Origin of the sequence: Actinomadura atramentaria DSM 43919, from assembly GCF_000381885.1 — a bacterium.
GTDB lineage: Bacteria > Actinomycetota > Actinomycetes > Streptosporangiales > Streptosporangiaceae > Spirillospora > Spirillospora atramentaria.
Map to the genome: position 1 here is coordinate 83,168 of NZ_KB907226.1, position 25,426 is coordinate 108,593.

Annotated in this window: 22 protein-coding genes; 12 read left to right on the top strand and 10 right to left on the bottom strand. The window is 75.2% G+C overall.

Annotation, left to right across the window (positions count from 1 at the left end; translation table 11 throughout):
* Window position 1 precedes the first annotated feature (1 nt).
* From G339_RS0130515 to G339_RS0130530, 4 genes are read right to left on the bottom strand one after another with little or no spacing between them, the layout of a single operon-like run.
* On the bottom strand, window positions 2–1,303 hold the full coding sequence (locus G339_RS0130515) for a vWA domain-containing protein (RefSeq protein ID WP_019634866.1): 1,302 nt from the start codon (window positions 1,301–1,303) through the stop codon (window positions 2–4).
* Window positions 1,300–2,346, bottom strand: coding sequence for a PP2C family protein-serine/threonine phosphatase (locus tag G339_RS35890; RefSeq protein ID WP_019634867.1), 1,047 nt, complete (start codon window positions 2,344–2,346; stop codon window positions 1,300–1,302). Before G339_RS35890 ends, G339_RS0130515 begins: the two co-directional genes overlap by 4 nt.
* Window positions 2,343–4,766 carry a serine/threonine-protein kinase gene (locus G339_RS0130525; protein WP_019634868.1) on the bottom strand — a complete coding sequence of 808 codons (2,424 nt, stop codon included), beginning with the start codon at window positions 4,764–4,766 and terminating at the stop codon, window positions 2,343–2,345. The genes G339_RS35890 and G339_RS0130525 overlap by 4 nt, the downstream gene beginning before the upstream one ends.
* Window positions 4,767–4,825: 59 nt before the next feature.
* Window positions 4,826–6,007 (bottom strand): hypothetical protein, encoded by a 1,182-nt coding sequence (locus tag G339_RS0130530; protein WP_019634869.1) that lies wholly within the window; start codon window positions 6,005–6,007, stop codon window positions 4,826–4,828.
* A gap of 146 nt (window positions 6,008–6,153) precedes the next feature.
* Here G339_RS0130530 and G339_RS0130535 point away from each other — a divergent pair, with 146 nt between their 5' ends.
* The gene (locus G339_RS0130535) at window positions 6,154–6,684 is read left to right on the top strand and encodes a helix-turn-helix transcriptional regulator (protein ID WP_019634870.1); all 531 of its coding nucleotides are present in this window, start codon (window positions 6,154–6,156) and stop codon (window positions 6,682–6,684) included.
* Window positions 6,685–6,687: 3 nt separating this feature from the next.
* Here G339_RS0130535 and G339_RS0130540 read toward each other — a convergent pair whose 3' ends face one another.
* The gene (locus G339_RS0130540) at window positions 6,688–7,611 is read right to left on the bottom strand and encodes a lysophospholipid acyltransferase family protein (RefSeq protein WP_019634871.1); all 924 of its coding nucleotides are present in this window, start codon (window positions 7,609–7,611) and stop codon (window positions 6,688–6,690) included.
* Between the two features lie 45 nt (window positions 7,612–7,656).
* The gene (locus G339_RS0130545) at window positions 7,657–8,403 is read right to left on the bottom strand and encodes an SDR family oxidoreductase (RefSeq protein ID WP_019634872.1); all 747 of its coding nucleotides are present in this window, start codon (window positions 8,401–8,403) and stop codon (window positions 7,657–7,659) included.
* 83 nt (window positions 8,404–8,486) lie between these two features.
* Between G339_RS0130545 and G339_RS0130550 the strand changes: the two genes are divergently transcribed.
* The 3 genes from G339_RS0130550 to G339_RS0130560 all read left to right on the top strand — a co-directional run bounded on the left by G339_RS0130550 (window position 8,487) and on the right by G339_RS0130560 (window position 11,602).
* Window positions 8,487–9,326 carry a TrmB family transcriptional regulator gene (locus G339_RS0130550; RefSeq protein ID WP_157408115.1) on the top strand — a complete coding sequence of 280 codons (840 nt, stop codon included), beginning with the start codon at window positions 8,487–8,489 and terminating at the stop codon, window positions 9,324–9,326.
* A gap of 274 nt (window positions 9,327–9,600) precedes the next feature.
* Window positions 9,601–9,969, top strand: a complete 369-nt coding sequence (locus G339_RS0130555; RefSeq protein ID WP_019634874.1) for a hypothetical protein — start codon at window positions 9,601–9,603, stop codon at window positions 9,967–9,969.
* A 397-nt stretch (window positions 9,970–10,366) separates the two neighbouring features.
* On the top strand, window positions 10,367–11,602 hold the full coding sequence (locus G339_RS0130560) for an extracellular solute-binding protein (RefSeq protein WP_019634875.1): 1,236 nt from the start codon (window positions 10,367–10,369) through the stop codon (window positions 11,600–11,602).
* Between the two features lie 169 nt (window positions 11,603–11,771).
* Here G339_RS0130560 and G339_RS35895 read toward each other — a convergent pair whose 3' ends face one another.
* Window positions 11,772–12,020, bottom strand: a complete 249-nt coding sequence (locus G339_RS35895) for a hypothetical protein (protein WP_019634876.1) — start codon at window positions 12,018–12,020, stop codon at window positions 11,772–11,774.
* 155 nt (window positions 12,021–12,175) lie between these two features.
* On the opposite strand from G339_RS35895, the gene dxr reads away from it, so the two are divergent.
* The 7 genes from dxr (at window position 12,176) to G339_RS0130600 (ending at window position 22,650) form a co-directional block, all read left to right on the top strand.
* The gene (gene dxr / locus G339_RS0130570) at window positions 12,176–13,411 is read left to right on the top strand and encodes a 1-deoxy-D-xylulose-5-phosphate reductoisomerase (protein ID WP_019634877.1); all 1,236 of its coding nucleotides are present in this window, start codon (window positions 12,176–12,178) and stop codon (window positions 13,409–13,411) included.
* A gap of 37 nt (window positions 13,412–13,448) precedes the next feature.
* Window positions 13,449–14,645, top strand: a complete 1,197-nt coding sequence (locus tag G339_RS0130575; RefSeq protein WP_019634878.1) for a M50 family metallopeptidase — start codon at window positions 13,449–13,451, stop codon at window positions 14,643–14,645.
* 120 nt (window positions 14,646–14,765) lie between these two features.
* Window positions 14,766–15,953: a flavodoxin-dependent (E)-4-hydroxy-3-methylbut-2-enyl-diphosphate synthase gene (gene ispG, locus G339_RS0130580; protein WP_026341922.1), complete on the top strand. Its 1,188-nt coding sequence runs from the start codon at window positions 14,766–14,768 to the stop codon at window positions 15,951–15,953.
* Between the two features lie 260 nt (window positions 15,954–16,213).
* Window positions 16,214–17,872, top strand: coding sequence for an alpha/beta hydrolase (locus G339_RS0130585; protein WP_019634880.1), 1,659 nt, complete (start codon window positions 16,214–16,216; stop codon window positions 17,870–17,872).
* A 587-nt stretch (window positions 17,873–18,459) separates the two neighbouring features.
* On the top strand, window positions 18,460–20,058 hold the full coding sequence (locus G339_RS0130590; RefSeq protein WP_026341923.1) for an alpha/beta hydrolase: 1,599 nt from the start codon (window positions 18,460–18,462) through the stop codon (window positions 20,056–20,058).
* Window positions 20,059–20,189: 131 nt separating this feature from the next.
* Complete coding sequence (locus tag G339_RS0130595) at window positions 20,190–21,698, top strand: alpha/beta hydrolase (RefSeq protein WP_019634882.1); 1,509 nt, start codon at window positions 20,190–20,192, stop codon at window positions 21,696–21,698.
* A gap of 106 nt (window positions 21,699–21,804) precedes the next feature.
* Window positions 21,805–22,650: a GNAT family N-acetyltransferase gene (locus tag G339_RS0130600; protein ID WP_205625670.1), complete on the top strand. Its 846-nt coding sequence runs from the start codon at window positions 21,805–21,807 to the stop codon at window positions 22,648–22,650.
* A 1-nt stretch (window position 22,651) separates the two neighbouring features.
* Here G339_RS0130600 and G339_RS0130605 read toward each other — a convergent pair whose 3' ends face one another.
* On the bottom strand, window positions 22,652–23,032 hold the full coding sequence (locus G339_RS0130605; RefSeq protein WP_019634884.1) for a DUF3037 domain-containing protein: 381 nt from the start codon (window positions 23,030–23,032) through the stop codon (window positions 22,652–22,654).
* Entirely contained in the window at window positions 23,029–23,856 is an 828-nt protein-coding gene (locus G339_RS0130610) for a HipA family kinase (protein ID WP_019634885.1), read from the bottom strand. The genes G339_RS0130605 and G339_RS0130610 overlap by 4 nt, the downstream gene beginning before the upstream one ends.
* Window positions 23,857–23,870: 14 nt before the next feature.
* Between G339_RS0130610 and G339_RS0130615 the strand changes: the two genes are divergently transcribed.
* Entirely contained in the window at window positions 23,871–24,557 is a 687-nt protein-coding gene (locus G339_RS0130615; RefSeq protein WP_019634886.1) for a cyclase family protein, read from the top strand.
* On the opposite strand, the gene G339_RS0130620 is transcribed toward G339_RS0130615, so the two are convergent.
* A complete protein-coding gene (locus G339_RS0130620) occupies window positions 24,541–25,425 on the bottom strand; it encodes a TIGR03619 family F420-dependent LLM class oxidoreductase (protein WP_019634887.1) in 885 nt (294 codons plus the stop codon). The two genes, G339_RS0130615 and G339_RS0130620, sit on opposite strands and share 17 nt — an antisense overlap.
* Window position 25,426: the final 1 nt, after the last annotated feature.

Sequence of the window (25,426 nt, forward strand, 5' to 3'; positions counted from 1 at the left end):
GTCAGACCCCGCCGCGCGTCCGGACGGTCTTGGTGGACCGGGTGTCCAGCGACATCTCGTCGGCCTTGTCGACGTCGCGCTTGAGGCGGACGGTGCCGGTCGCGGCGTCCTCCACGTCGACGACCTTGCGCAGCAGCGCGGTGATCGGGTCGTTCCCGGCCTCGTCGGCGAGCTGCACGGCGCGGCCGAGCCGCGCGGTGGCGGTGTCGAGGTCGCCCTCCTCGCGCGCCCGGAGGCCCTGCTGGATGGCGTCCGCCAGCTTGGCCTGCCCGGTGTAGTGCGCGACGCGCGGGTTGATGCGCGTGGACTCGGCCTCGTCGTCGGTCCACGCCGCGAGGACGTTGCCGCTGGCGAGCACCTGGTCCTCGGCGCCCGCCGCGCCCGGCACGACGAGCTTCACCCACGCCGCGCGCAGCTCCTTGCCGACCGCGTTCGGCGGCACCTCCACGCAGATGTGGTAGTCGCGGCTCTCCGCGCCCCACGCGCCGAGCGGGTAGTCGCCCGCCTGCGGGCCGGACTCGGCGCGCCGGGCCGTCAGGTCCTCCACCGTCGGCATGACCTGCTTGACGAACCGCAGCCGCGCGGTCTGCGGCGTCCACACGCGCAGCGCGACGTCCGCGACGGCCTTGCCCATCGCCGCCTCGGTCATCGCCTGGAAGTCCGCGACGAGGTCCTGCGGGTCCGCGACGATGTCCACGCCGCCCAGCAGCGCCGACGCGACCTTGCGCAGCTCCGCGACCTTCCAGTCGGTGCCGACGCCCCGGCAGTCGCAGACGAACCGGCCGCCGCAGCGGAACAGGGCCGCGTCCAGCTCCTCGTCGGTCTCGTGCTGGTTCTTGCCGTCGGTGAGCAGGATCGCGTGCCGGACGCCGCCCTGGTGGTCCTCGACCAGCTCGTCCGCGAGCCGCAGCCAGGACCCGATGGCGGTGCCGCCGAACGCCTTCAGCTTGCGCAGCGCGGCCTTGGCCTTGGCGCGCGTCGCGTCGCTCGCCGGGACGAGCGCCTGCTCGGCCGGATACACCATCCGCGCGGAGTCGTTGCCCGCGACGATCGCGAAGTTCACGCCGTCGCGCAGCGTGTCCACGGCGGCGGTCGCGGCGGCCACCGCCGACTTCAGCTTGGTGTCGGGGTAGGACATCGACCCCGACGTGTCGATGATGATCACCTCGGCCGCGGCGGCGGACGGCGCGGCCACCGGCCCGCCCGTCGCCTCCACCGACACGATCGCGTGGACCTCGCTGCCGCCCTCGGGCAGGTACTTGTTCTGGTCCACGCTGATGGCGAACTGCGGCAGGTCGGTCATGCGGGCGCTCCGTTCCCTGCGGTGACGGGAAGCAGCGTCACCGTGATGTTGTCGCGTCCCCCGGCCTCCAGCGCGTGCCGGACCAGGGCCCGGGCCGCGTCGAGGGGCGCCGCGGCGGCGTCGCCCGCGACGGCGGCGAGCCCGCCCGCCGCGGGCAGGTAGTTCCACAGCCCGTCGCTGCACACCAGGACCGTGCCGGGGCGGTCCACGGCGAAGGTGCGCACGTGCGGGTCGAGCTGTTCGGCGTCCGCGCCGAGCCAGCCGGTGATGACGTGGGCGTTGGGGTGCGCCTCGGCCTCGGCCTCGGTCAGCGCGCCGCGGGCGACCATGATCGCGGCCCAGGAGTCGTCGGCGGTGAGCTGGCGGGACGGGCCGAGGACGTCGCCGCCGTCGCCGTCCGCGACCGAGCCGTCGGCGGCGAGCCAGTAGGCGCGGCTGTCGCCGACCCAGCCGACCGTGACCGTCCCCGGCCCGGTCACCGCCGACACGTACGTGCAGGACGGGGCCTCGGCGGGCGACGGCGCGAGCGCGGCCACGGCGTCCCCGGCGCGCAGCAGCGCCGCGCGCGTCGCGTCGGCCGGGTCGTCGCCCGCCGCCAGCCGCTCGGCCAGCGCCGCGCCGCCCGTCTCGGCGGCGGCCAGCGACGCGCGGTCGGGGTCGGGGGACGAGCCGACGCCGTCGCACACGACCGTCGCGAACCCGGCCGGATGCTCGGTGAGCGCCAGGTAGTCCTCGTTGCGGCTGTGCCGGCGGCCCCGGTCGCTGACGCCCGCCGCGCGGCCCGCCGCGATCTCCAGCTCGACGCGGTCGCGCGGGGCGGGCTGCTTGAGCCCGCAGCGCTCGCAGTAGCCGTCCGCGTCCACCGCGTCCGCGCCGCAACCCGCGCACGCCCGCCCGCCGCCGCGGGTCGGAACACGGGCGGGGACCGGGTCGGGGCCGAGCCGGCTCCCGCACGCCTCGCAGAACTCCTCCCCGGCGTACACGACCTCGCGGCAGGCGGGGCAGACCGGGTCGGCCGGCTTCATCGTCGGAACCTCCGTCACAGCAGCGTCCTCGGCCGGACCGCGTTCGCGGCGTCGATCAGCTCGCGCCGCTCCTCGCGGTCGCGGGTGTGCCGGGCCAGCACCCGGTAGGTCTCCTCCAGGCGGCCGCGCAGCGGCTGCTCGGCCAGCGGCACGCCGAACACCGTCGCCGGCCCGCCCGCCCGGCCGTGCCGGACGGAGTCGAGCGCGGCGTGCAGCACCTCCACCGCGAGCCGGGCGCGGCGCAGCTCGTCGACCTCCAGGACGGTCAGCCGGTTGCCCGCGCCGACCAGCTCCTCGGCCGACGCCTCGCCCGAAGGACGGCCCCGCACCGCCGTCGCGACCGCCGCCGCCTGCGCGCTCACGTGCCGCACCGACGTGCGCGGCACCGAGTCCAGCACCGCGATGGCCGACGTCCGGTCGCCCGCCCGCAGGTACACCCGCGCCAGCCCGAACGCCGCGTTGATGTAGCCGGGGTCGGTGCGCCACACCAGGTCGTACAGGCGCGCGGCGTCGCGCGGCGCGGACTGCTCGCGGCAGTACGCCAGCGCGAGCTTGGGCGCGGCCTCGCCGGGCAGCAGCCCGTACATGCGGTCGAAGCGCGGCTCGGCCTCGGCCGTGCGGCCGTCCGCGAGCAGCGCGACCGCCCGGTACCACTCGATCCGCCAGTCGCCGGGCAGGTCGGCGGCGACGCCGTCCAGCACCGACCACGCGCCCGCGCCGTCGCCCAGCTCGATCCGCACCCGGGCCAGCGTCAGCCGGACCTCGGGCGTCTGCCGGGGGATCGCCGCGACGGCCGCCGCGAGCTGCGCGGGCTCCATCGCGGTCAGCCCGGCGAGCGTGCCCGCCGCCGGGTCCGCGCCGTCCACCAGCGGCACCGGCAGCGCGGCGGCCGCCTCGGCGGGCGGGACGGGCGGCAGCGCCGTCGCCGCGTCGCCCTCGGTGCCCGGCACCGCCCGCTCGGGGCCGAACAGCCCGGACGCGGCGGGGCGCGGCTGCCCGTCCTCGGCCGACAGCACCTCGCGCAGGACGCCGGTGAGCTGCTCGGCCATCTCGGCGGCGTCCTGGAACCGCTCCGCCGGGTCGCGGTGCGTCGCGCGGCGCAGGAACCGGTCGAACGACTCGTGCCGGGCCAGCAGCGGGACGTCCTCGCGCGGCGGCAGGCTCGTCGCGTACTTCCCGGTGTAGCCGCGGAACGGGAAGCTCAGCACCGCCAGCGTCCGGCCGACCGTGTAGAGGTCGGACGTGACGGACGGGCCGACCTCGGAGATCTCCGGCGCCTGGTACCCGACCGTCCCGTAGATCGGGCTGACCTGGTCGTCCACCCGGCGGACGCCGCCGAGGTCGATCAGCCGGAGCTGCTCCTCGGACTGGATGACGTTGTCCGGCTTGAAGTCGCAGTACAGCAGGCCCTGCGCGTGCAGGTACCCGAACGCCTGCAGCACCTCCAGCGCGTACGCGATCGACTGGCCGAGCGGCAGCGCCTCCGCGCCCGTCGCGCGCTGCGCCGACAGGATCTCCTTCAGCGACCGGCCGCCGACGTATTCCATGACGATGTAGTCGTCACCGGCGTGCTCGACGAAGTTGTAGATCTTGACGATGTTGGGGTGCTCGACCTCGGCCAGGAACGCCCGCTCGGCCTGCGCGGCGGCGGCCGCGTCGGCGTCGCCGGTGTCCAGCAGGCCCTTCAGCACCACCCACCGGTCGCTGACGTTGCGGTCCTTGGCGAGGTAGATCCAGCCGAGCCCGCCGTGCGCGAGGCAGCCCAGCACCTCGTACTGGCCGCGCACCAGGTCGCCGGGGCGCAGCTTCGGCGTGAACGAGAACCGCGTGCCGCACTTGGGGCAGAAGCCCTCGCTGCGGCCGGGCTGGTCGCCGCGCGCGCGGCCGACCTTCTCGCCGCAGCTCCCGCAGAACCGCTTGTTCTCCGCGACCTCCGCGTTGGACAGCACCGCCGTGGACGGGTCGCGGTAGGGGACGCGCGGCACCTCGACCAGGCCCGCGCCGAGCATCCCGCGCCGGCCCGACGACCGCGCCGAGCCCGTCCGCGTGCTGCCGGTGCGCACCGAGCCGGTCGCGTGCGTGCCGTAGCTGCCGCGCGACGCGTGCGAGCCGGCGGCGGCCGGGCGGCTGACGACGGTGGGCGGGGCGGGTTCGGCGCCCTGGCCGGGCGGCATGCCGCAGACGTCGCAGTAGCCGTCGCGGATCGTCCCGCCGCAGCCCGCCACCGCGCAGCGCGGCGGCGCGGACGGCGGCCCGGACGGCGGCCCGGACGGCGGCGCGGACGGCGTCCCCGGCGGGGGAGCGGACGGCGGCGCGCTCGGCGGTCCGGACGGCGACCCGTAGCGCGGCGCGGGCGGCCCCGACGCGGGTGTGCGCGTCGTCGGCGGCGCGGCGCCGGGCAGCGCCCCGCCCGCGGGCGTGCCGGAGGAAGGTGGCATGCCGCATATGACGCAGTAACCGTCCTCGATGTTTCCGGTGCATCCCGGCGCGGTGCAGTTCAACGGTCCGGTCCCTTCGCGCGGGCGGTGATGGCCTGCTGGTAGCCCGACAGCGCCGCGGTGGCCCGCCGCAGGTCGCAGGGCGCCGACCACAGCAGCGCGCGGGCGCGCTCGTGCAGCTCGGCGAGGTCGGCGTCCTCGGCGTGGCCGAGTCTGGCCGCCTTCATCCGGTAGGCGTCCAGCCGTCCGCGCAGCTCCTCGCGGCGGTCCAGCAGCCCGGCGGCCAGGTCGCGGCTCTCCCGGACGCGGCGCAGCGCGTCCGCGGCGGCGGCCTCCAGCGCGGCGACGCGGTCGGCCAGGCCGGGCGCGTCCCCGGCCCGCCGGACGGCCGCGCAGCGGTCCGCGAGGGCTACGGCGAGCGCCGGGACGTCCGGCGGCGGCGGGGCGGCTACCTTGGCGGCGACCTCGGCGCGGACGCGGCGCGCCTCGTCCTCGGCGTCGCGGACGAGCGCGACCGCCGCGTCCAGCGCCGCGAGCCGGTCGCCCAGCTCGGCGCGCGCCCGAGCCTCGGCGCGGGCGCGCTCGCGCAGCCCGGCCAGCGCGTCGTGGACGCGGGTGAGGCGCGGCAGCCCGTCGCGGAGCGCGGTGAGCGGGTCGGCGCGGACGGCCGCCGCGAGCGCGGCCAGCTCCGCGAGCGGCGCGGCGGCCTCGGGCAGCGCGGCGGCGTCGCGTCCGGCCTGCTCGGCGCGCTCCAGCGCGGGCAGCAGCGCGGACCACGCCGCGTCGACGTCGGCGACGCGGCGCACGGCGTCCTCGTACAGGTCGGTCATCCGGTCGACGACGGTCGCGAGCGTGTGGTTCGGCGGCGGCGCGGCGAGCAGCGTCCGCCGCTCCAGCGGCACCTCGCGGGCGGGCGGCTCGACGGACCGCCCGAGCAGCAGGCGCGACAGCTCGGCCAGCTCGGCGCGGTCGGGCCGGGACCGGCGGGCGCGCAGTTCCCCGGCCGCGTCGACCACCCGCGCGTACCGGCCGAACCAGTCCCACAGCTCCGCGACGCCCGCCCGGACCTCGGCCCGCGCCCGCGCGGTCGCGCCCTCGACCGGCGCCCCGAGCAGCATCCGGTAGCCCGGCTGCGCCTCCAGTTCGAGCAGTTCGGCGTTGATCCGGTCCCGCGCGTCGCGGACGGCGGCCAGCTCGGCGTCCACGCCGTCGCGGTCGAGCACGGGGAACGCGTCGGTCAAGCGGCACACCCCCGGACGGCACTGGAACCTGTCATTCCCCTGATAGGGGGATCAGTGTCCCGTACCGCGCTGATCTGCTCAAGTGGCCCCCTCGCGGGCGGCCCGCGGCCCTGGGAAATGTCGGTGTTCGAACATATAATCGAACCATGCCGAACGTTGCGACGCCCCGCACGGAACCGCTCTTCACCGAGCCCGCAACCACCGAGTCCGCAACCACCGAGCCCGCCCTCACCCCCGCCGAGGTCGCCTCGCTGGCGCTCTCGCTCGCCCACCTCGGCGCGGGACCGCAGGCCGCGACCGCCCGCCGCGCCCTGCGCGCCCTCCTCGGCGACGGCCCGCACGACGCCGTCGCCGCCGAGACCCTGCAGACCCTCACCGACGCCCAGGACGCGGCCACCGCCGACCGCGCCCGCGTCATCGCGTCCGCGATCACCGAGCACCGCGTCGTCCGGCTCTGCTACGGCGACGCGGGCGCGAACGTCACGATCCGCGAGGTGGAGCCCGTCACCTGCCTCGTCCACCGCGACCACTGGTACCTCGTCGGCTGGTGCCGGATGCGGCGGGGCGTGCGCGCGTTCCGCTTCGACCGCATCCTCGCCGTCGAGTCCACCGGGATGCCGGCCCGGCCGCACCGCGCGGACCGCTACCTGCCGTTCCAGCGGCGCGCGGCCGCGTGACGGTCAGCCCGGCGGCGCGGCGCGCCGCCGGGCGAGCGGCACGGGCGGAAGGGACAGCGCGGCGCGCGGCCGGGGCAGCCGCCGCGCGCCGCGCGCCAGACCCCGGCCGAGGCGCCCGGCGGGCGTCCGGCCGGGATCGGCGGCCTGCTCGGCGCGGAGCCCGTCGATGATCCCCTCGACGGCCTCGCGGGTCGCGTCGCGCACTTCGGTGAGCGCGCCGACGTCGTCCGCGCGGCCGCGCCACGGGGAGGTGTCGATCGGCGCGCCGAACCGGTAGTAGAGCCGCTCCGCGCGCGGGATCGGGGTGGGGCCGATCCCGCGCGACAGCGGCATCAGCAGGTCGTCGCGGCGGCCGCGGTCGCCGAGGACGGCGCGGCCGAGCGCCCGCGCCGGGCCGAGCAGCGGACTCGCCGCGTCCACGACCGTCGTGAACATCTCCTCCGCGCCGACCGACCCGAACGGGACGATCGGGCAGCCCGCCTCCACCGCCATCCGCGCGAAGCCGAGCCGCCCCTCCCACTGGAGCCGGTACCGCTCGCCGCGCCGCCGCGTCGCCTCGCGCGCGCCGCCGGGGAACACCACGACCGTCTGCCCGGCCGCGAGCATCGCCCGGCAGTTGTCGCGGGTGCCGCCCACCGAGCCGCCCGCCGTCAGCAGCGTCCGCCAGCCGGGGACGAGCCAGTGCAGGTGGTCGGCCAGCGACCGCACCCAGACGCCGCGCCGCCGGTGGATCTCGAAGAACATCAGCGGCGCGTCCACCACGCCGTAGACGGTGTGGTTCCCGACGAGCAGCGCCGGGCCGCGCACGGGCACGTTCTCCACGCCGTGGAAGACGGGCGACGTCCACGCGCGCCACGGCGCGAGGGCGAGGTCGGCGGCGCGGATCAGGTGCTCGGACGGGGGCGTCCAGTCCACGGGGGAGGCCATCCCCGCATCGTAGTCACCGAGCGCTTATTCGCAGGGCGGGCCGGGTCACAGCAGCCCGGCGTACTCGCCCCCGTCCACCGGGATCGCCGCGCCCGTCACGAACGACGCCTGCCGCGAGCACAGGTAGGCGACGAACGCGCCGAAGTCCTCCGGCGCGCCGACCGCCCGCGCCGGGACCTGCGCGGCGGCCTTCGCCAGGTCGCCGCCGTACAGCTTCGCCAGCCGCGCGGTCGCGTGCGAGCCGGGCTGCAGCGAGTTCACCGTGACGCCGTCGGCGGCGACCTCGCGCGCCAGCGTCCGCAGGAACGCGGTCGCGCCCGCGCGCGCCGTGTTCGACAGGATCAGGTTCGGGTTCGGCTGCCGCACCGACAGCGACGTGATCGCCACGACCCGCCCGAAGCCGCGCTCGCGCATCTCCGGCACCGCCGCCCGGCACATCGCCACGACCGACAGCAGGTTCAGCTCCAGCGCCGGGCCGTAGGACTCCAGCGGCGTGTCCGCGAACCCGCCCGGCGGCGGCCCGCCCGCGTTGGCGACGAGGATGTCCACGCCGCCGAGCGCCGCGCGCGCCGCCGCGACGAACCCCGTCGCGCCCTCCGGCGTCCCGACGTCCGCGACGATCGGATGCGCGCCCGGCCCGAGGTCGGCCGCCGCCGCGTTGATCCGGTCCGCGTCGCGTCCGCAGATCGCCACCCGCGCGCCCTCGGCCAGCAGCGCCCGCGCGCTCGCCAGCCCGAGCCCGCCCGACGCGGCGGCGACGGCGGCGCGGCGGCCGTCCAGTCCGAGGTCCATGCGTCCCCTCCAAGATCGTTTCAAGGATCCTAGATCACGGGGCGGTCACGGCCGCGGACGCCTCTAGGATGTCGGCGGTGAGCATGCAGGACGTCCTCGCGCACCTCCAGCGGCTCGGCATGTCCGGCTACGAGGCCAAGGCGTACACCGCGCTCGTCGGCGCGGGCCGCCCGCTGAACGGGTACGAGGTCGCCAAGCGCTCGGGCGTCCCGCGCAGCACCGTCTACGAGACGCTCGGCAAGCTCGTCAGCCGGGGCGCGGCCTACGAGCTGCGCGGCGACGGCGAGGCCACCGGGTACCTGCCGCTCCCGCCGGACGCCCTGCTCGACCGGCTGCGCCGCGAGTTCGACGGCTCGGTCTCGGTGCTGCGCACCGCGCTGCCCGCCGTCGCCGCCGCCCCCGAGCCGCACGTCATCCACAACCTGCGCGACGGCGCGGCGCTGCTCGCCCGCGCCGCCGACGTCCTGGCCGCCGCCCGCCGCGACGTGTTCGCCTCGCTGTGGCCGCAGGAGGCCGCGCACCTCGCGGACGGCCTGCGCGACGCGGGGGAGCGCGGCGTCGAGGTGTCGGTCCTGGCGTTCGGCCCCGAGCCGGACGGCCTCGCGGCGGCCGCGACGGTCCACCGCCACCGCTACTCCGCGCCGGAGGCCGTCCTGGACGACCTCGGCTACCGCCTGATCGTCGTCGTGGGCGACCGCCGGGAGGCCGTCGTCGGCGGCTTCGGCGCGGACGGGACGGCGTGGGGCATCTACACCGCCGACCCGGCGGTCGCCCTGATGGCCGCCGAGTACGTGCGGCAGGACGCCGCACTGCAGATCCTCGCCGAGCGGGTCGGCGAGCACGAGCTGGACCGGCTGTTCGCGACGGACCCCGGCCTGCTGCGCCTGCTGGGCCGCCGCGCGCGTGGCGAAACAACGGACTAAACGCGCGAAGAGGGACAAATTTCACAACGCCCGCGCGGCGGCCGGGTCGCGAGCCGTCTGGGGCGAATGCCCTGTTCGTCGGGTTCCCGAAGATTGTTGACGACTGTTGGTTGTTGTCGTTAATTTCCGTCTGCGCGGTATCGACAAATCATCGCCACGGCCATTGACTGGGTCTGTGTCGGGCGACACAATCTGACTGTTCCAATTAAATGTGGCTAAAACGTTAAAGGTTCGTACCGGCCGTCCGGCCGGTCCGCCGCAGGGGAGCCGCGTTATGAGCGCAGACGAGCACGCCGCGGAGGTCGAGGCACTGCGGCGCCGCTTCCCCGGATGGGCCGTCTGGTACGGCCCCTACACCGGCCACTGGTGGGCCCTGCCGCCGCGCGGGAGCGCCGCCCGGGGCTTCGTCGAGGCCGCCACCCCGCAGCACCTCATCGCCCGCATCGAGGGCCGCCCGCCCGCCGACCGTCCCCCCGTCCCCCGCGCCGCGCGGCACCCCGAGCGGGCCCCCGCGCGGCCGCCGTCCCCCCAGCCCCGGCGGGACGCGCGGCGTCCCTCGAACCTGCTCCGTGTCGAGGGCGCCACACCGCCGCCGTCCCCCCGGGTACCGGTGGTCGCGTGGCCGGGCGGCACCGCGAGGTGACCGCCGTCCTTACCTGGCCGCCACCGCCGCGGCCGCCGCGGCCCGGGGCCGGGCGAGCCGCGCCGCACCCCCCTCCAGCGAACCGGGGCGCGGCGCGGACCCTGGCGCACACCGTCCTCCCCGGGCCGCGGCGGCCCTCCGTCCCGGACAGCCCCGCGCCGTTGCACCGAAAATTGCGCGCCCGCGCCCCGCGATAAACGCCGCCGCGCCCCCGGCCGGGGAAATGGGACATGTCCAAAGAAACGCTTCCCGGCATTCGCCGCGGGGATTTCCGGCGGCCCGCCCGCGCCCCCGTACGGGCCGGGGCGCGCGGATCGCCGCGCCCCGGGAGGCGCTACGCTGCGCCGATGGGCCGGATCACCGCGGGGACGGTCCGGGCAAGCGGATCGGGAGCGACATGCTGGGGTCACGGCGCGGGTCACGGCGGGGTGCCGCGCGCACGGGTGCGCGGGCGGGCGCGGCGCTGGCCGCGCTGGCGCTCCTGCTCGCGGGCTGCGGCGGCGGCGACGGCGGCCACCGCGCGGCGACGGCGGCGCGCGTCGCCGGGACGCTCGGCCCCGCCGAGGGCGAGCTGAACCTCGTCGCCCTCCAGGGCGACATCGAGAACGGCGGCAACGACCCCCGCGTCGACTGGGTCACCCCGTTCCAGGAGCGCACCGGCTGCACCGTGAGCTGGCGCACCGCCCGCACCACGCAGGAGATGACCGACCTGATGAGCAACCCGGCGCGCCGCTACGACGGCGTGCTGGCCCCGCCGGAGGTGTCCGGGCGGCTCGTCGCGGGCAAGCAGGTCGCGCAGGTCAACACCGACCTCGTGGACGGCTACAAGAAGCTCGAACCCAAGCTGCGGAACCTGTTGAAGAAGGACGGCGACGTGTTCGGCGTCCCGTACCTGTGGGGCGCGAACGTGCTGATGTACGACGCGCGGACCGTCCCGGCGCCGTCGAGCTGGGGCGCGCTGTACGACCCCGACCAGGCGCGCCGGTACGCGGGCCGCATCGTCGTCCGCGACTCCCCGCTCAGCATCGCCGACGCGGCCCTCTACCTGAAGGCCAGCGACCGCAAGCTCAAGATCACCGACCCGTACTCGCTGACGCCCAAGCAGCTCGCCGCCGTCCGCCGCCTGCTGGAGCGGCAGCGGCCGAGCGTGCGCGACTACTGGACGGACTCGGCCGACGCCGTGTCGGCGTTCGCGGCGGGCGGCGCGGTGCTCGGCGGCGGCTCGCCCTACCAGGCGGACGTCCTCGGCCGCGCCGGACGCGGCGTCCAGACCGCGGACCCGTCCGAGGGCGTGACGGGCTGGATGAGCGCGTGGATGATCGGCGCGCGCGCCGCGCACCCCAACTGCATGTACCAGTGGCTGCGCTGGACGGCTTCGCCCGACGTGCAGGCGCAGGTCGCGGCATGGTCGGGCGTCGCGCCCGCCAACCCGCAGGCGTGCTCGGGCGAGCGCGCCAAGTCGGGGTTCTGCGACGCCTACCGGGTGGGCGACCGGGACCGGCTCAACGGCATCCTGTTCGCGCGGACGCCGTCCGCGGTGTGCGTGGGCGGCCCCGACAAGGGCGAGCGCCGCTGCACCGACTACGTCGAGTGGTCCCGCGCGTGGATCGAGGCGACGAAACTCGCCCGCTGATGTGAGCGGGCCCCGGCGCCGCCGATCGGAGTCGGCGGCCGCCGGGGCCCGTCCGCGCGCGCTCGACCGCCCCCAGCCGAGCGCACGCCCCGGGTGGTCCCGAGCCTCCCCCCGATGGCCCGGGTCACCCTCTTCTTCCTGGAAAGTCCTGTCGGGGGGTCCGCGGCGGTCAGTCGCCGGCCGCCGCCCACGCCGGGCGCTGCCGGGCGGGCCGCTCGCCGGCGGGCGTCGCGGGCGCGGGCACGGGGAGCAGCGCCGCGCACTCGGCGCAGGCGAACACGCCCCCGCCGCCGGGCACGTGGCCGACGCGGACGCGGGGCCGCGGCCACCGCTTGCGGCAGACGACGCACGCGTCGCCGTGGCGCTGCGCCGCGTCGAGCACGCTCGGGTCGAACCCCGGTTCGGTCGCTCCGGTCATGTCCCCTCCTTCCCGGACGAGCCGCTGTCGCGTGCCTCCCTTTATATGTCGCCACAGGTGTTGCGACCGTTACCGTGAGTGCAAAGAGCGGCAAAGGTCGGCAGCCGGTGCGGCGAGGCCGGTCGCCGCGCCCCACCGGCGCCACCGCGTGGACAATGGACGCCGTGACGCCTCCTTCTGACACCACCGCTCCCCGGGACGTCGTCGTCCTCGGCTCGACCGGCTCCATCGGCACCCAGGCCCTCGACGTGATCGCCCGCAACCCCGGCCGGTTCCGCGTCGCGGCGCTCGCGGCGGGCGGCGGCCGGGTGGACCTGCTCGCCGCGCAGGCGCTGGAGTTCCGGCCGGACGTCGTCGCCGTGGCGCGCGCGTCCGCCGCGCAGGACCTCCAGCTCGCCTTCTACGCCGAGGCGCGCAAGCGCGGCTTCGCGTCCGGCGAGTTCCCGATCCCCAAGATCGTCGCGGGCCCGGACGCGGTCGCCGAGGTCGCGGCGCTGCCCTGCGACGTCGTGCTGAACGGCGTGACGGGCGCGCTCGGCCTGGCGTCCACGCTCGCCGCGCTGGACGCGGGCCGCACGCTCGCGCTCGCGAACAAGGAGTCGCTGATCATCGGCGGCCCGCTGGTGAAGGAGCGGGCGCGGCCCGGTCAGATCGTCGCGGTCGACTCCGAGCACTCGGCGCTCGCGCAGTGCCTGCGCGGCGGGCGCGCCGACGAGGTCCGGCGGCTCGTGCTGACGGCCAGCGGCGGGCCGTTCCGGGGCCGCAGCCGCGCCGAGCTGGCGGACGTGACCGTCGAACAGGCCCTGAACCATCCCACCTGGGACATGGGCCCCGTCGTCACGATCAACTCCGCGACGCTGGTGAACAAGGGCCTGGAGGTCATCGAGGCGCACCTGCTGTTCGACGTCCCGATGGACCGCATCGGCGTCATGGTCCACCCGCAGTCGGTGATCCACTCGATGGTGGAGTTCACCGACGGGTCGACGCTCGCGCAGGCCAGCCCGCCCGACATGCGGCTGCCGATCGCGCTCGGCCTGGACTGGCCGGACCGCGTCCCCGAGGCCGCGCCCGCCCTGGACTGGACGAAGGCGCACACCTGGGAGCTGTTCCCGCTGGACGACGAGGCGTTCCCGTCCGTCGCGCTCGCGCGGCGCGTCGGCGCGCTCGGCGGGACGTTCCCGGCCGTCTACAACGCGGCCAACGAGGCGTGCGTCGAGGCGTTCCGCGCGGGCCGCCTGCCGTTCCTCGGGATAGTCGACACGGTCGCGCGGGTAGTGGAGGAGCACGAGGCCGGGGGGACGGGCCGTGCGGACGCGCCGTCGCTGGACGACGTGCTCGCCGCCGACGACTGGGCGCGGACCCGTGCCGGGGAGCTGACCGCCGCGGCCTGACCCGGGCGCTCCCGCGCCCGCGGGCACGGGAGGGTCGATGGCCTACTTTCTGGGCGCGGTGGCGTTCGTCGTCGCGCTGCTGGTCACCGTCATGCTGCACGAGGGCGGCCACCTGGTGGCCGCCAAGCGGTTCGGGATGAAGGCCACGCAGTACTTCGTGGGCTTCGGGCCGACGCTGTTCTCCTGGCGGCGCGGCGAGACCGAGTACGGGGTGAAGGCGATCCCGCTCGGCGGGTTCGTCCGGATCGTCGGGTACACGCCGCTGGAGGACGTCCCGCCGGAGGACCGGGACCGCGCGTTCTTCCGGCAGCCCGCCGGGCGGCGGGCCGTGGTGATCGCGGCGGGCGTCGTCGTGAACTTCGTGTTCGCGTTCCTGCTGCTCGCGGTGATGGCGATGACGGTCGGCGTCCGCGACCCGGGCACCGCGACCTCGACGGCGGCGGAGGTCAGCCCGTGCGTGCCCGCCGACCTGGCCGGGAAGTGCGGGCCGGGCCGTCCGCGGTCCCCGGCGGCGGCGGCCGGGCTGCGGCCGGGGGACCGGATCGTCCGGTTCGGCGGACGGCCCGTCGCGGACTGGGCGCAGCTCCGGTCCGCGATCGGCGCGGCGAAGCCGGGGCAGACGGTCCCGATCACGGTGGAGCGGCCGGGCGCGGGCACGCTGACGCTGCGGGCGCGGCTCGCGGACGTCGGCGGCGCGCCGTTCCTCGGCATGTCGGCGAAGGTCGTCGGCGCGGGCTGGGACCGGCGCGGGCCCGGCGGGGCGCTCGCCTTCGCCGCCGACGGGATCGGCTCGACGCTCGGCGCCCTCGGCTCGGCCGTGGCCGACCTGCCGTCCGCGATCCCGCGCCTGTTCTCGCCCGACCGGGGCGCGACGCCCGGCGGCCAGGTCGGCAGCGTCGTCGGCGCGACCGAGGCGTCCGGGCAGATCTTCTCCGCGCACGGGACGGCGCGGGAGAAGATCGCGCTGTACCTGTCGCTGGTGGTGTCGGTGAACATCTTCCTCGGCGCGCTGAACGTCGTCCCGCTGCTGCCGCTGGACGGCGGCCACCTCGCGGTCGTCGCCTACCAGAAGGCGCGGGCGGGCGTGAACCGCGTCCGGGGGCGGCCGGACCCCGGGACGGTCGATCTCACCCGGATGATGCCGCTGACCTACCTCGCCGTAGTGCTCCTGGTGGGATTCGGGGTACTCCTGATCCTGGCCGACCTGATCAATCCGCTCCAGATACCGGGCTGACCGGCAGGAAACGGACGATGTCACCGGGAGTTTTCGGGATGTCACCCGTTTCGTCGGGCGTCGGCGTCACGCCTCGTCGGCCGGGCGCTTAGGGTTGGAGGGGCGAGTCAGAGGAGAGGGATGAGCGTTTCACTGGGAATTCCGATGGTGCGCGGCGAGGACGCGGGGAGGCGGACGCCCGCGGTGCCCCGCCGCAAGTCCCGCCGGATCATGGTCGGCAGTGTGCCGGTGGGCGGTGACGCCCCCGTCTCGGTGCAGTCGATGACCACGACGCTGACCGCCGACGTCAATGCCACGCTTCAGCAGATCGCGGAGCTCACCGCGTCCGGCTGCCAGATCGTGCGGGTCGCGGTCCCGTCGCAGGACGATGCCGAGGCGTTGCCGCAGATCGCGCGTAAGTCGCCGATCCCGGTGATCGCCGATATCCATTTCCAGCCCAAGTACGTGTTCGCGGCGATCGACGCGGGGTGCGCGGCGGTGCGGGTGAACCCGGGGAACATCAAGAAGTTCGACGACAAGGTCGGGGAGATCGCGCGGGCGGCGCAGGACGCGGGCGTCCCGATCCGCATCGGCGTGAACGCCGGTTCGCTGGACAAGCGGCTGTTGGAGAAGTACGGCCGTGCCACGCCCGAGGCGCTGGTGGAGTCGGCGCTGTGGGAGTGCTCGCTGTTCGAGGAGCACGGTTTCCGGGACATCAAGATCTCGGTCAAGCACAACGACCCGGTCGTGATGATCGAGGCGTACCGGCAGCTCGCCGCCGCCTGCGACTACCCGCTGCACCTCGGCGTCACCGAGGCGGGCCCGGCGTTCCAGGGGACGATCAAGTCCGCGGTCGCGTTCGGCGCGCTGCTGTCGCAGGGCATCGGCGACACCATCCGCGTCTCGCTGTCCGCGCCTCCCGTCGAGGAGGTCAAGGTCGGCACCCAGATCCTCGAATCGCTGGGGCTGCGCGAGCGCGGGCTGGAGATCGTGTCGTGCCCGTCGTGCGGGCGCGCGCAGGTGGACGTCTACACGCTCGCCGAGGAGGTCACCGCCGGGCTGAAGGACTTCCCGGTGCCGCTGCGCGTGGCCGTGATGGGCTGCGTGGTGAACGGGCCCGGCGAGGCGCGCGAGGCCGACCTCGGCGTCGCGTCCGGCAACGGCAAGGGCCAGATCTTCGTCAAGGGCGAAGTCGTCAAGACGGTGCCGGAGGCGCAGATCGTCGAGACGCTGATCGAGGAGGCGATGCGCATCGCCGAGGAGATGGGCATCGAGATCGGCGAGGACGGCGCGGCGTCGGGCCCCGGTGCCGAGGTCGTCGTGAGCTAACCGCCGCAGTCTTCATCCGGATCGCCGGGAACGTTCCCCGCCGTCCGGTCCGACGGCCCCCGGGTTCGCCCGGGGGCCGTCGTCGTCTGCGCCGAGATCATTTCGGAACGTTCCATGACTCACGATCCGGCGTCTGAAAGATCACGAATCCGCATCCCTTCCCACCGGCCTCTGCCGTCTTAAATGACCGAGTGGCACGGTTCCCTCCCGGAATGCGCATGTTGGTCCCTTTAGTCCGGGACCGCGCAGGAGGAGGATTCGTGAAGAAACTCGTCAGCGCCGCCGTGGCCGCGGGACTGGGCCTCACCGGGCTCGGCGCCGCCGCCGCGACGCCAGCCCTGGCGTCCCCCGGCGGGTCCACCCCCGCCGGACTCGCCTGGCACCGGTGCGCCGCCGACATCGTCGACAGCGTGAAGCCGTACGACGCGCTCAGCTCCGTGAAGGTCTCCGAGACCATCCGCTGCGCCGAACTCCAGGTGCCGCTGGACTACGCCCGGCCGACCGGCCGCAAGATCACCCTCCAGCTCACCCGGACGCCGCACACCGGCTCCGGCAAGGCCAAGGGCGACCTCGTGGTCAACCCCGGCGGGCCCGGCGGCGCGGGCATCGACTTCGGCGCGCGCGTGTTCGCGCAGAACTCCAAGGCGATGCAGGACGCCTACAACGTCATCGGGTTCGACCCGCGCGGCGTCGGCCACAGCGTCCCGTCGCTGAGCTGCGACCCGGACAGCTCCAACGCGCCCCGCCCGGCCTACGGGAACGGCGACCGCGAGTCGGTGTCGGTCTGGCTGAAGCGGTCCGCGGACTACGCGGCCAAGTGCGCGGCGGCCGACAAGATCGGGCTGCTGAACCACGTCAAGACCACCGATTCCGCGCGCGACCTGGAGTCCATCCGCAAGGCGCTCGGGAACTCCAAGCTCGACTACTACGGCGCGTCCTACGGCACGTACCTGGGCTCGGTGTACGCGACGCTGTTCCCGCGCACGGTCGGGCGGATGGCGCTGGACGGCGTCGTCGGGCCGAAGGGCGTCTGGTACCAGGCGAACCTCGACCAGGACGTTGCGTTCGACAAGAACATCGAGTACTACTTCGGCTGGCTCGCCAAGTACGACTCCGTGTACCACCTCGGCACGACGCAGACGCAGGTGCGGAAGTTCTTCTACGGCCTCGTCGACACGCTCGCCAAGAAGCCCGTCTACCAGACGGTCGACGGCACCTCCCTGGCCGTCGGGCCGGACGAGCTGGACGACGTCATCCAGAACGCCGCGTACCGGCGCAGCCAGGCGCTGTGGGACATGTTCGGCGTCGGGCTGTCGGCGTACAAGTCCGGCGACGCCGCGACGTTCGCGTCCATCTTCGGCGCGCAGACCACCGGCGGCTCGGACGACAACACGTGGGCGATGTACCTCGCCACCGAATGCACCGACGTCCAGTGGCCGCTGAGCTGGAACAAGTGGCAGCGCGACAACGACCGCATCAACCGGAAGCACCCCTTCCTGACGTGGGGCAACGTCTGGTTCAACGCGCCGTGCCGCAACTGGGCGGCCAAGGCCGGCAAGCCGGTGGACATCGGCAGGGCCAAGGGCTTCCCGGAGAACATCCTGATGTTCGAGGCGACGGCGGACGCGGCCACGCCCTACGAGGGCGCGCTCGACATGCAGCGCCACCTCAAGGGCTCGCGGCTGGTCGTGCAGGACGGCGACCGGACGCACTGCATCGTCCACCGGGGCTCGGCGGCCGTGGACGCCTACTTCGACGCGTACTTCCTGAACGGGACGCGGCCGAAGCAGCGGACCGTCCACGTGCCGCAGCTCGGTGACCCGGTGCCCCCGGCGCAGTCGGCGACGGCGGCCAAGGCGGCAGCGGCCAAGACCGCCCGCGCGGCCCAGGCGACCCGCGACCTGGAGGTCGTCCGCTAAAGGAAACCAAGGGGTGCGGCGGGGTGTTCGCCTGGCGGCTCACACCCCGCCGCACCCACCCGCTCCCGCCTCGCGCGCGGGGCTACACGAACGCGGGCGCGCAGAACGCGAGCGCCCCGCCCGCGCGCGGGGCTACACGCGCAGAACGCGAGCACCCCCGCTCGCGCGCGGGGCTACACGAACGCGAGCGCCCCGCCGCGCGCCACGCGCGCGCGGGGCGGCCGTGTCGCGGCGCGGGTGGCGCTCGCCGTGCCCCGGCGCACGCGGTGTCGTGGGGCACGCCGCGCGCGGGACGCGCGGAGGTGCGTGGTCGGGTGGGCGATGGTCGGCCGCGGCGGGGCGAGGCGCGGAGCGCGTCGCCCCGCCGCGGCCGTGTTTGTCAGGGGATGGAGTCAGGGCGGGGGGTTGAAACGTGTTCGGTGATCACAAACTTTCGCGAATATTGTCACGATTGGGCATCCTCTTGCCGCAGCCCCTCCCGGCAAATGCGTCGCGGTGACGACAATCCACACCGTTTGCGCTCATCATCGCCTTCCCGGCGCGCCCGGACCTCCCTGCCCCGGGCGGCCGGCGACAAGGGGGTTTCCTTGAAAAGGCTCGTAGTGATCACCGCCGCCGCGGCGGTCGCGGTCGGCGGGTCGGCCACCGCCGCCCTCGCCGCGCCGCAGGGGCACACCGCCCCGGGCGCCGCGATCCGGTGGTCGGCGTGCCCCACCGACGTCACCGGCGGCGCGTACCTCGCGAACGCCGAGTGCGGGCAGGTCCAGGTCCCGCTGGACTACCGCAGGCCGAACGGCCGCAAGATCTCGGTCGCGGTGTCGCGCGTGAAGCACACCGACGACAAGAACTACCAGGGCGTGCTGCTCGGCAACCCGGGCGGTCCGGGCGGGTCCGGGCTGTACCTGTCGGGCGGGCTGGCGTCGTGGCTGCCCAAGGACGTCGCCGCGCGCTACGACATCATCGGGTTCGACCCGCGCGGTGTGGAGTCCAGCAAGCCCGCGCTGACGTGCGTCCCCGACTACTCCGATCCCGTCCGTCCGGACTACGTCCCGGCGAACGCCAAGGAGGAGGCGGTGTGGAAGGCGCGGTCGAAGGCGTACGCGGACGCGTGCCAGAAGAAGTTCGGTTGGATGCTGCCGTACATGCGCACCACCGACGCGGCGCGTGACATCGACTCGATCCGCACGGCGCTCGGCGCGAAGCAGATCAGCTATTACGGGTTCTCGTACGGCACGTACCTCGGCTCGACCTACGCGACGCTGTTCCCGCAGCGGCTCAAGCGCATGGTCCTCGACGGCAACGTCGACACCCGCGAAGTCTGGTACAAGGGCCAGCTCAGCCAGAACGTCGCGTTCGAGCGCAACATGAAGCTGTGGTGGTCCTGGGTCGCCAAGTACGACTCGGTGTACCACCTGGGCGCGACCGAGAAGGCCGTCGAGGCGAAGTACTACGCGATCCGCGCGGCCGCGAAGAAGAGCCCGATCGCCGGGAAGATCGGCCCGGACGAGCTGGACGACACCGTCCTCAACGCCGGGTACAACACCGGCTTCTACATCCCGTTCGCCGAGGCGCTGTCGGCCTGGGCGAACGACAAGGACCCGGCGGGCCTGCTCGACTGGCTCACCGAGGGCGAGGGCGACAACGGGTTCGCGGTCTACAACGCCGTCCAGGCCGTGGACGCGCAGTGGCCGAAGAGCTGGAGCACCTGGCACAACGACGTCGCGCGGCAGTACGCGAGCGGCATCCGGTTCAACGCCTGGTCGAACCTGTGGTTCAACGCGCCCGTCCACTACTGGCACGCGTCGGGGAACCGGCCGTTCGCGGTCGGGTCGACGCGGACGCCGGGCATCCTGCTCGTCCAGTCGACGCTCGACGCGGCCACGCCGTACCCGGGCGGCGAGCAGATGCGCTCGCTGTTCCCGTCGGCGCGGCTCGTCGCCGAGGAGGGCGGCAAGACGCACGCCAACACGCTCAACGGCAACACCTGCCTCGACGACCGCGTCGCCGCGTACCTCACCGACGGCAGCCTTCCGGCGCGCCGGGCCGGGCGGACCGCGGACGTCGTCTGCGAGGCGCTGCCCGCGCTGAACGACCCGGTGCCGACGAGCGCGACCGCGCGCGCCGCGCAGGCCGCGCCGCGCGTCGCCGGTGAGCCGGACAAGAACCTGCTGCTGGCCCGGCCGTAGCGGGACCTCGGAGGCGGGGCCGGTCGCGCGCGACCGGCCCCGTCCACCGGGGGAGATGACGGCATTCGCCGGGAATCGCGGGACTTGCGGCGTGACCGGGTGACCGGCCCCGCCGCAGGTGTAATCGTCGGGTGCTCATCACTCTGCGAAGCGGCGCCGCCACGAGCGCCGCGACCCTCGCCGCGCTCCTGTCCCTCCCGGCCGTCCCCGCGCCCGCCGCGCCGCCGCCCGCGATCTCCTGGAAGGCGTGCCCCGCCAAGGACCCCGTCGAGGGCGAGCGGCTCAAAGGGCTGGAGTGCGGAACCCTCCGCGTCCCGCTCGACCACGCCCGCCCGGGCGGCCGGACGATCACGCTCGCGCTCACCCGGCTCCGGCACACGGCCGCGCGCTCGCAGGGCGCGATCCTGCTGAACCGGGGCGGCCCCGGCGCGCACGGCCGCGACATGCCGAACGAGTTCCGCGCCGGGTTCCCGGCGGACGTCGTCGCGGCCTACGACTGGATCGGGTTCGACCCGCGCGGCGTCGGCGGGAGCAGGCCCGCGCTCGTCTGCGACACGTCCTACCTGAACCCCGGCCGTCCCCGCGCCGACACCCGGCCCGCGAACGCCGCCGCCGAGAAGGCGTGGCGCGCCCGCGCCGCCGCGTACACCCGCGACTGCGCGCGCCGCTACGGCGACCTGCTGCCGTACCTCGGCACCGACGCGTGGGTCCGCGACGTCGACGCGATCCGCGTCGCGCTCGGCCAGGACCGCATCAGCTACTTCGGCTACTCCTACGGTTCCTACCTGGGGGCTGTTTACGCGACGCGGTACCCGCAGCACGCGCGCCGGTTCGTGCTGGACAGCGTCGTCCGGCCGAGCGGCGTCTGGTACGCCGACAACCTCGCGCAGAACGTCGCGTTCGAGAAGCGCATCCGGGCGTTCTTCGGGTGGATCGCGAAGAACGACGCGGTGTACCGCCTCGGGCGCACCGGGACGGCCGTCCGCGCGAACTACGAGAAGGCGCGCGCCCGGCTGAAGGCCGCGCCCGCCGCCGGGAAGATCGGCGCGTCCGAGCTGGACGACCTGTTCCTGGACGACGGGTACACCCAGTCCACCTGGCCCACCCACGCCGCCGCGCTGGCCGCGTACGTGAACCGCCGCGACGACTCGGGCCTGCGCGCCCGCTGGCGCGCCCCCGGCTGGCTCGACCAGAACAACTTCGCCGTCTACACCGCCACGCAGTGCCGCGACGCCGCGTGGCCGCGCGACTGGAAGACCTGGCACCGCGACAGCGTCCGCCAGTTCCGCGCGGGCTACCGCTTCGAGACGTGGGGCAACACCTGGTACAACGCGCCGTGCGCGACGTGGCCGGTGCCCGGCGGCCCGGCCCCGGCGGTCGGCGGGACCGCCGCGCCGCTGCTGATCCAGGCCACCGAGGACGCGGCGACGCCGTACCCGGGCGCGGTCGAGACGCACCGGCTGTTCCCCGCGTCGCGGCTGCTGGTGCAGCGCGGCGGCGGCGACCACGGCGTCACGGGCGGCGGCGACGCCTGTGTGGACGGGGCCGTCGCCGCGTACCTGCGGACCGGGGCGCTGCCGCCCGCCGGGCCGGGCGTGGACGCGACGTGCCAGGCCGGACCGCCGCCCGCGGCCCGGTGACGGCGGCGGCCCCTGGCGGCCCGATGATCGGGACGGCATAGGCTGGCACCGTGACCGAGACAGCGCTGAGGCCCCACCGGCCTCCGGTCCCGCGGAGCCGGTGAGCATGCGGATGCTGGGGTCGCCCGTGCGGCTCCTGGACGACCGGTACCGGGACGACGTCCTCGACCTGCTGGACGCCGACCCGGTGGCCAACGTGTTCGTCGGCTCGCGCGTCCACGCGGCCGGGCTGGACCCGCGCCGGCTCGGCGCGCAGATGTGGGGCTACGTCCGGGACGGGCGGCTCGGGGCGGTCTGCTACGCGGGCGCGAACCTGATCCCGGTGAACGCCGGGCCCGCCGCCGTCCGGGCGTTCGCCGAGCGCGCGCAGGCGCAGGGCCGCCGCTGCTCGTCCATCGTCGGGCCGGTCGACGCGGTCTCGGCGATGTGGGAGGTGCTCGGCCCGTACTGGGGTCCGGCGCGGGCGATCCGGTCGGCGCAGCCGGTGATGGCGACGTCCGAGCCGTCGGACGTCCCGCCCGATCCGGCGGTGCGCCGCGTCCGGATGGACGACTTCGACCTGGTGTATCCGGCGTGCGTCGCGATGTTCACCGAGGAGGTCGGCGTCTCCCCGAACGTGGGGGACGGCGGCGTGCTGTACCGGGCGCGGGTCGCCGAGCTGATCCGCGCGGGCCGCGCGTTCGCCCGGATCGAGGACGGCCGCGTCATGTTCAAGGCCGAGATCGGCGCCGTCACCCCGCGCGCCTGCCAGGTGCAGGGCGTGTGGGTGCCGCCGGACCTGCGCGGCCGGGGGCTGGCGGCCGCCGGGATGGCGGCGCTGGTCGGGGAGGCGCTGCGGACGGTCGCGCCGGTCGTGTCGCTGTACGTCAACGACTACAACGCGCCCGCGCGCGCCACGTACCACCGCGTCGGCCTGCGCGAGACCGGCGTGTTCATGTCCGTGCTGTTCTGAGCTACCGGACGAGCAGGTCGAGCAGCCGGTCCAGCTCCGCCGCCGGGTCCTCGGTGAGGCCCGCGTGGACGGGCCCCGGCTGCAGGACGGTGCTGCGCGGCGCGGTCAGCCAGCGGAACCGCGCGCCGGGCGGCTCCCCGGCGGCCTGGCCCGCGTCCGCCCCGCCCGCGCACAGCGCCGCGACGGCGGCCAGCGCGGTCCGCACGCCGGCGAGGTCCAGCGCCGGGTCGAGCGCCCGCAGCCGCGCGTCGGCCACGTCGGCGCGGCAGCCGAGGTAGTCGTGGGCGCGGCAGTACAGCACGACGCCGACGTTCATCGCCTCGCCGCGCTCCTGGCACGGCACGACGCGCAGCGCCGCGTACTCGAAGACGGTCGGGCTCACACCGGGCCTCCGAGCCAGCCGGGGCGGTTCTCGCCGCGCCGCGCGCCGGTGTGGGGGCGGCGCGCGGAGACGTCGAGGTCGGGCAGCCAGACGCGGGGTTCGGCGACGCGCTTGAGGAGGATGTCCACGTAGGCGTCGCGGACGTCGTCCGGGGAGGCGAAGCCGGGCTCGTTCTCCAGCCACGTGTCGGGGACGAGCGCGGTGATCTCCCGCAGCAGCGCCTCGGTGATCTTCGGGGCGAGCTCGGCCTCCGCGCCGGGCAGGTCGTCGGCGAACGGCGTCAGGACGTGGTCGTCCACGTCGTACGCGCCGCTGAACAGCCGCGCCGCGTTCGCCCACGCGTGGTGGAAGATCAGGCTCGCGCCGTGGTCGATGAGCCACACGTCGCCGTGCCAGACGAGCATGTTCGGGTTGCGCCAGCTCCGGTCGACGTTGCCGATGAACGCGTCGAACCACAGCACCCGCGACGCGAACGCCCGGTCGGGCTTCCAGCCGAGCGGGTCGAACCCGAACGAGCGCGGCAGGTAGTCCACGCCGAGGTTCAGCCCGGTGCTGGCCTTGAGGAGGTCCTGGACGTCGGGGTCGGGCTCGTGGCGGCCGATGAGCGGGTCGAGGTCGAGGGCGACGAGGTCGGGCGTGCGCAGCCCGAGCCGCCGGGCGAGTTCGCCCGCGACCACCTCGGCGACCAGGGCCTTGCGGCCCTGCCCCGCGCCGTGGAACTTCATGACGTAGGTGCCGAGGTCGTCGGCCTCGACGATGCCGGGCAGCGAGCCGCCCTCGCGGAGGGGGGTCACGTACCGGACGGCGGTCACGAGCGGAAGCACGCCTGAACGCTATCGTGCGCGACGTGGAAACCGCCGAGCTGGTCGATCTGTCGGTGCCGCTGCGGACGGGGACGCCGGTCTTTCCCGGCGACCCGCAGGTGCGCGTCGAGCCCGCCCTGACCGCGTCCCGCGACGGCGTGAACGTGCAGCGCCTGCACCTGGGCTCGCAGTCGGGCACGCACGTGGACGCCCCGTTCCACCTCGACGACGCCTGGCCGCGCCTCGACGCGCTGCCGCTGTCGCGCTTCACCGGCCCGGTCGAGGTCATGGACGCGCGCGGGCACGCGCCGCACGCCGCGATCGGCCCGGCCGCGCTCCCGGCCGGGCTGCGCCCCGGCGCCGTCCTGCTGGTGTGGACGGGCTGGTCGGAGCACTGGGCGACCGGCCGCTACTTCGCGCATCCGTACCTCGCGCCGGAGACGGCGGCGGCGGTCGTCGCGGCGGGCGTCCGGACGGTCGGGATCGACGCGCCGAGCGTGGACCGCACCCCGCCGCCCGGCGAACCGGACGGCGGGGACCTCGCGGCGCACCGCGCACTGCTCGGCGCGGACGGGGTGATCGCGGAGAACCTGGCGAACCTGGCCCGCGTTGCCGCCGCCCGCGCGGCCGGACGCGCGGTCGAGGCGTTCCTGTTCCCGCTGAGCCTGGCCGCGGACGGAGCGCCCGTCCGGGCCGTCGCCCGCGTCACATCCGGTCGATGACCTCGGCGGCGAAGCGCTCCATCGTGGCGAGTTTCAGGGCGGGCGTGCGTTTGCCGTGGCGCTCCTTCTCGTCGGGGGTGGCGAGCCACCAGGGGGCGGCGAGCGTCGAGGTGACGCCCCGGTCGCGCCACCTGCGGTAGAGGTCGGGGGTCGGGATCGCCGCGATGGGGGCGACGACGTCGAGGTCCGCGAGCGTCCGGCCGTGTTCGGCCAGGAAGCCCTCCAGGCGTTTCAGAAGGTCTTCCAGGTCGTCCTCGGCGTAGATGCGGTTGCCGATCCAGCCGTCCCCGACGCGGGCGGCGCGGCGCAGCGCGGCGTCGCTGTCGCCGCCGACGTAGACCGGAACGGGCTTCGACGGGACGGGCGCGATGCTCAGCGGCCCGAAGTCGTAGAACCGCCCGTGGAACTCGGTCTCGCCGCCCGCCCAGAGCGCGCGCAGCGCCGGGATCATCTCGTCCAGCCGCCTGCCGCGCGTCCGGAAGTCCTGGCCGGTCTGGGCGAACTCGTCGGCGCACCAGCCGACGCCGACGCCGAACAGCGCGCGGTCGCCGGACAGGAACGCCGCCGTCGAGACGGCCTTGGCGACGGTGAACAGGTCGCGGGCGGGCGCGACGTAAACGTTCGTCGCGAATTTGACCCGCTCGGTGACGGCGGCCATCGCGGCGATGACCACCCACGGGTCGGGCCAGTGCGTCCCGGGCTCGTACGGCGGCGATCCGTCCGCCGTGTACGGGTACGGGCTGCTGTAGTCGGTGTGGAAGATGTGGTCGGAGACGGCGACCGTGTCGAAGCCGAGGCGGTCCGCCGCGCGGGCGAGGCCGGGGAGTTCGCCCGCGTCGGCGAAGGAGGCGCCGAGCCAGAAGCGCATC

Excerpts from the sequence above, each read along its gene's own strand:
- G339_RS0130515 (WP_019634866.1), bottom strand. The coding sequence starts at position 1,303 with ATGACCGACCTGCCGCAGTTCGCCATCAGCGTGGACCAGAACAAGTAC.
- G339_RS0130525 (WP_019634868.1), bottom strand. The coding sequence starts at position 4,766 with ATGCCACCTTCCTCCGGCACGCCCGCGGGCGGGGCGCTGCCCGGCGCC.
- G339_RS0130535 (WP_019634870.1), top strand. The coding sequence starts at position 6,154 with ATGCCGAACGTTGCGACGCCCCGCACGGAACCGCTCTTCACCGAGCCC.
- G339_RS0130540 (WP_019634871.1), bottom strand. The coding sequence starts at position 7,611 with ATGGCCTCCCCCGTGGACTGGACGCCCCCGTCCGAGCACCTGATCCGC.
- G339_RS0130545 (WP_019634872.1), bottom strand. The coding sequence starts at position 8,403 with ATGGACCTCGGACTGGACGGCCGCCGCGCCGCCGTCGCCGCCGCGTCG.
- G339_RS0130550 (WP_157408115.1), top strand. The coding sequence starts at position 8,487 with ATGCAGGACGTCCTCGCGCACCTCCAGCGGCTCGGCATGTCCGGCTAC.
- G339_RS0130555 (WP_019634874.1), top strand. The coding sequence starts at position 9,601 with ATGAGCGCAGACGAGCACGCCGCGGAGGTCGAGGCACTGCGGCGCCGC.
- G339_RS0130560 (WP_019634875.1), top strand. The coding sequence starts at position 10,367 with ATGCTGGGGTCACGGCGCGGGTCACGGCGGGGTGCCGCGCGCACGGGT.
- G339_RS35895 (WP_019634876.1), bottom strand. The coding sequence starts at position 12,020 with ATGACCGGAGCGACCGAACCGGGGTTCGACCCGAGCGTGCTCGACGCG.
- dxr (WP_019634877.1), top strand. The coding sequence starts at position 12,176 with ATGGACGCCGTGACGCCTCCTTCTGACACCACCGCTCCCCGGGACGTC.
- G339_RS0130575 (WP_019634878.1), top strand. The coding sequence starts at position 13,449 with ATGGCCTACTTTCTGGGCGCGGTGGCGTTCGTCGTCGCGCTGCTGGTC.
- ispG (WP_026341922.1), top strand. The coding sequence starts at position 14,766 with ATGAGCGTTTCACTGGGAATTCCGATGGTGCGCGGCGAGGACGCGGGG.
- G339_RS0130600 (WP_205625670.1), top strand. The coding sequence starts at position 21,805 with ATGCGGATGCTGGGGTCGCCCGTGCGGCTCCTGGACGACCGGTACCGG.
- G339_RS0130620 (WP_019634887.1), bottom strand. The coding sequence starts at position 25,425 with ATGCGCTTCTGGCTCGGCGCCTCCTTCGCCGACGCGGGCGAACTCCCC.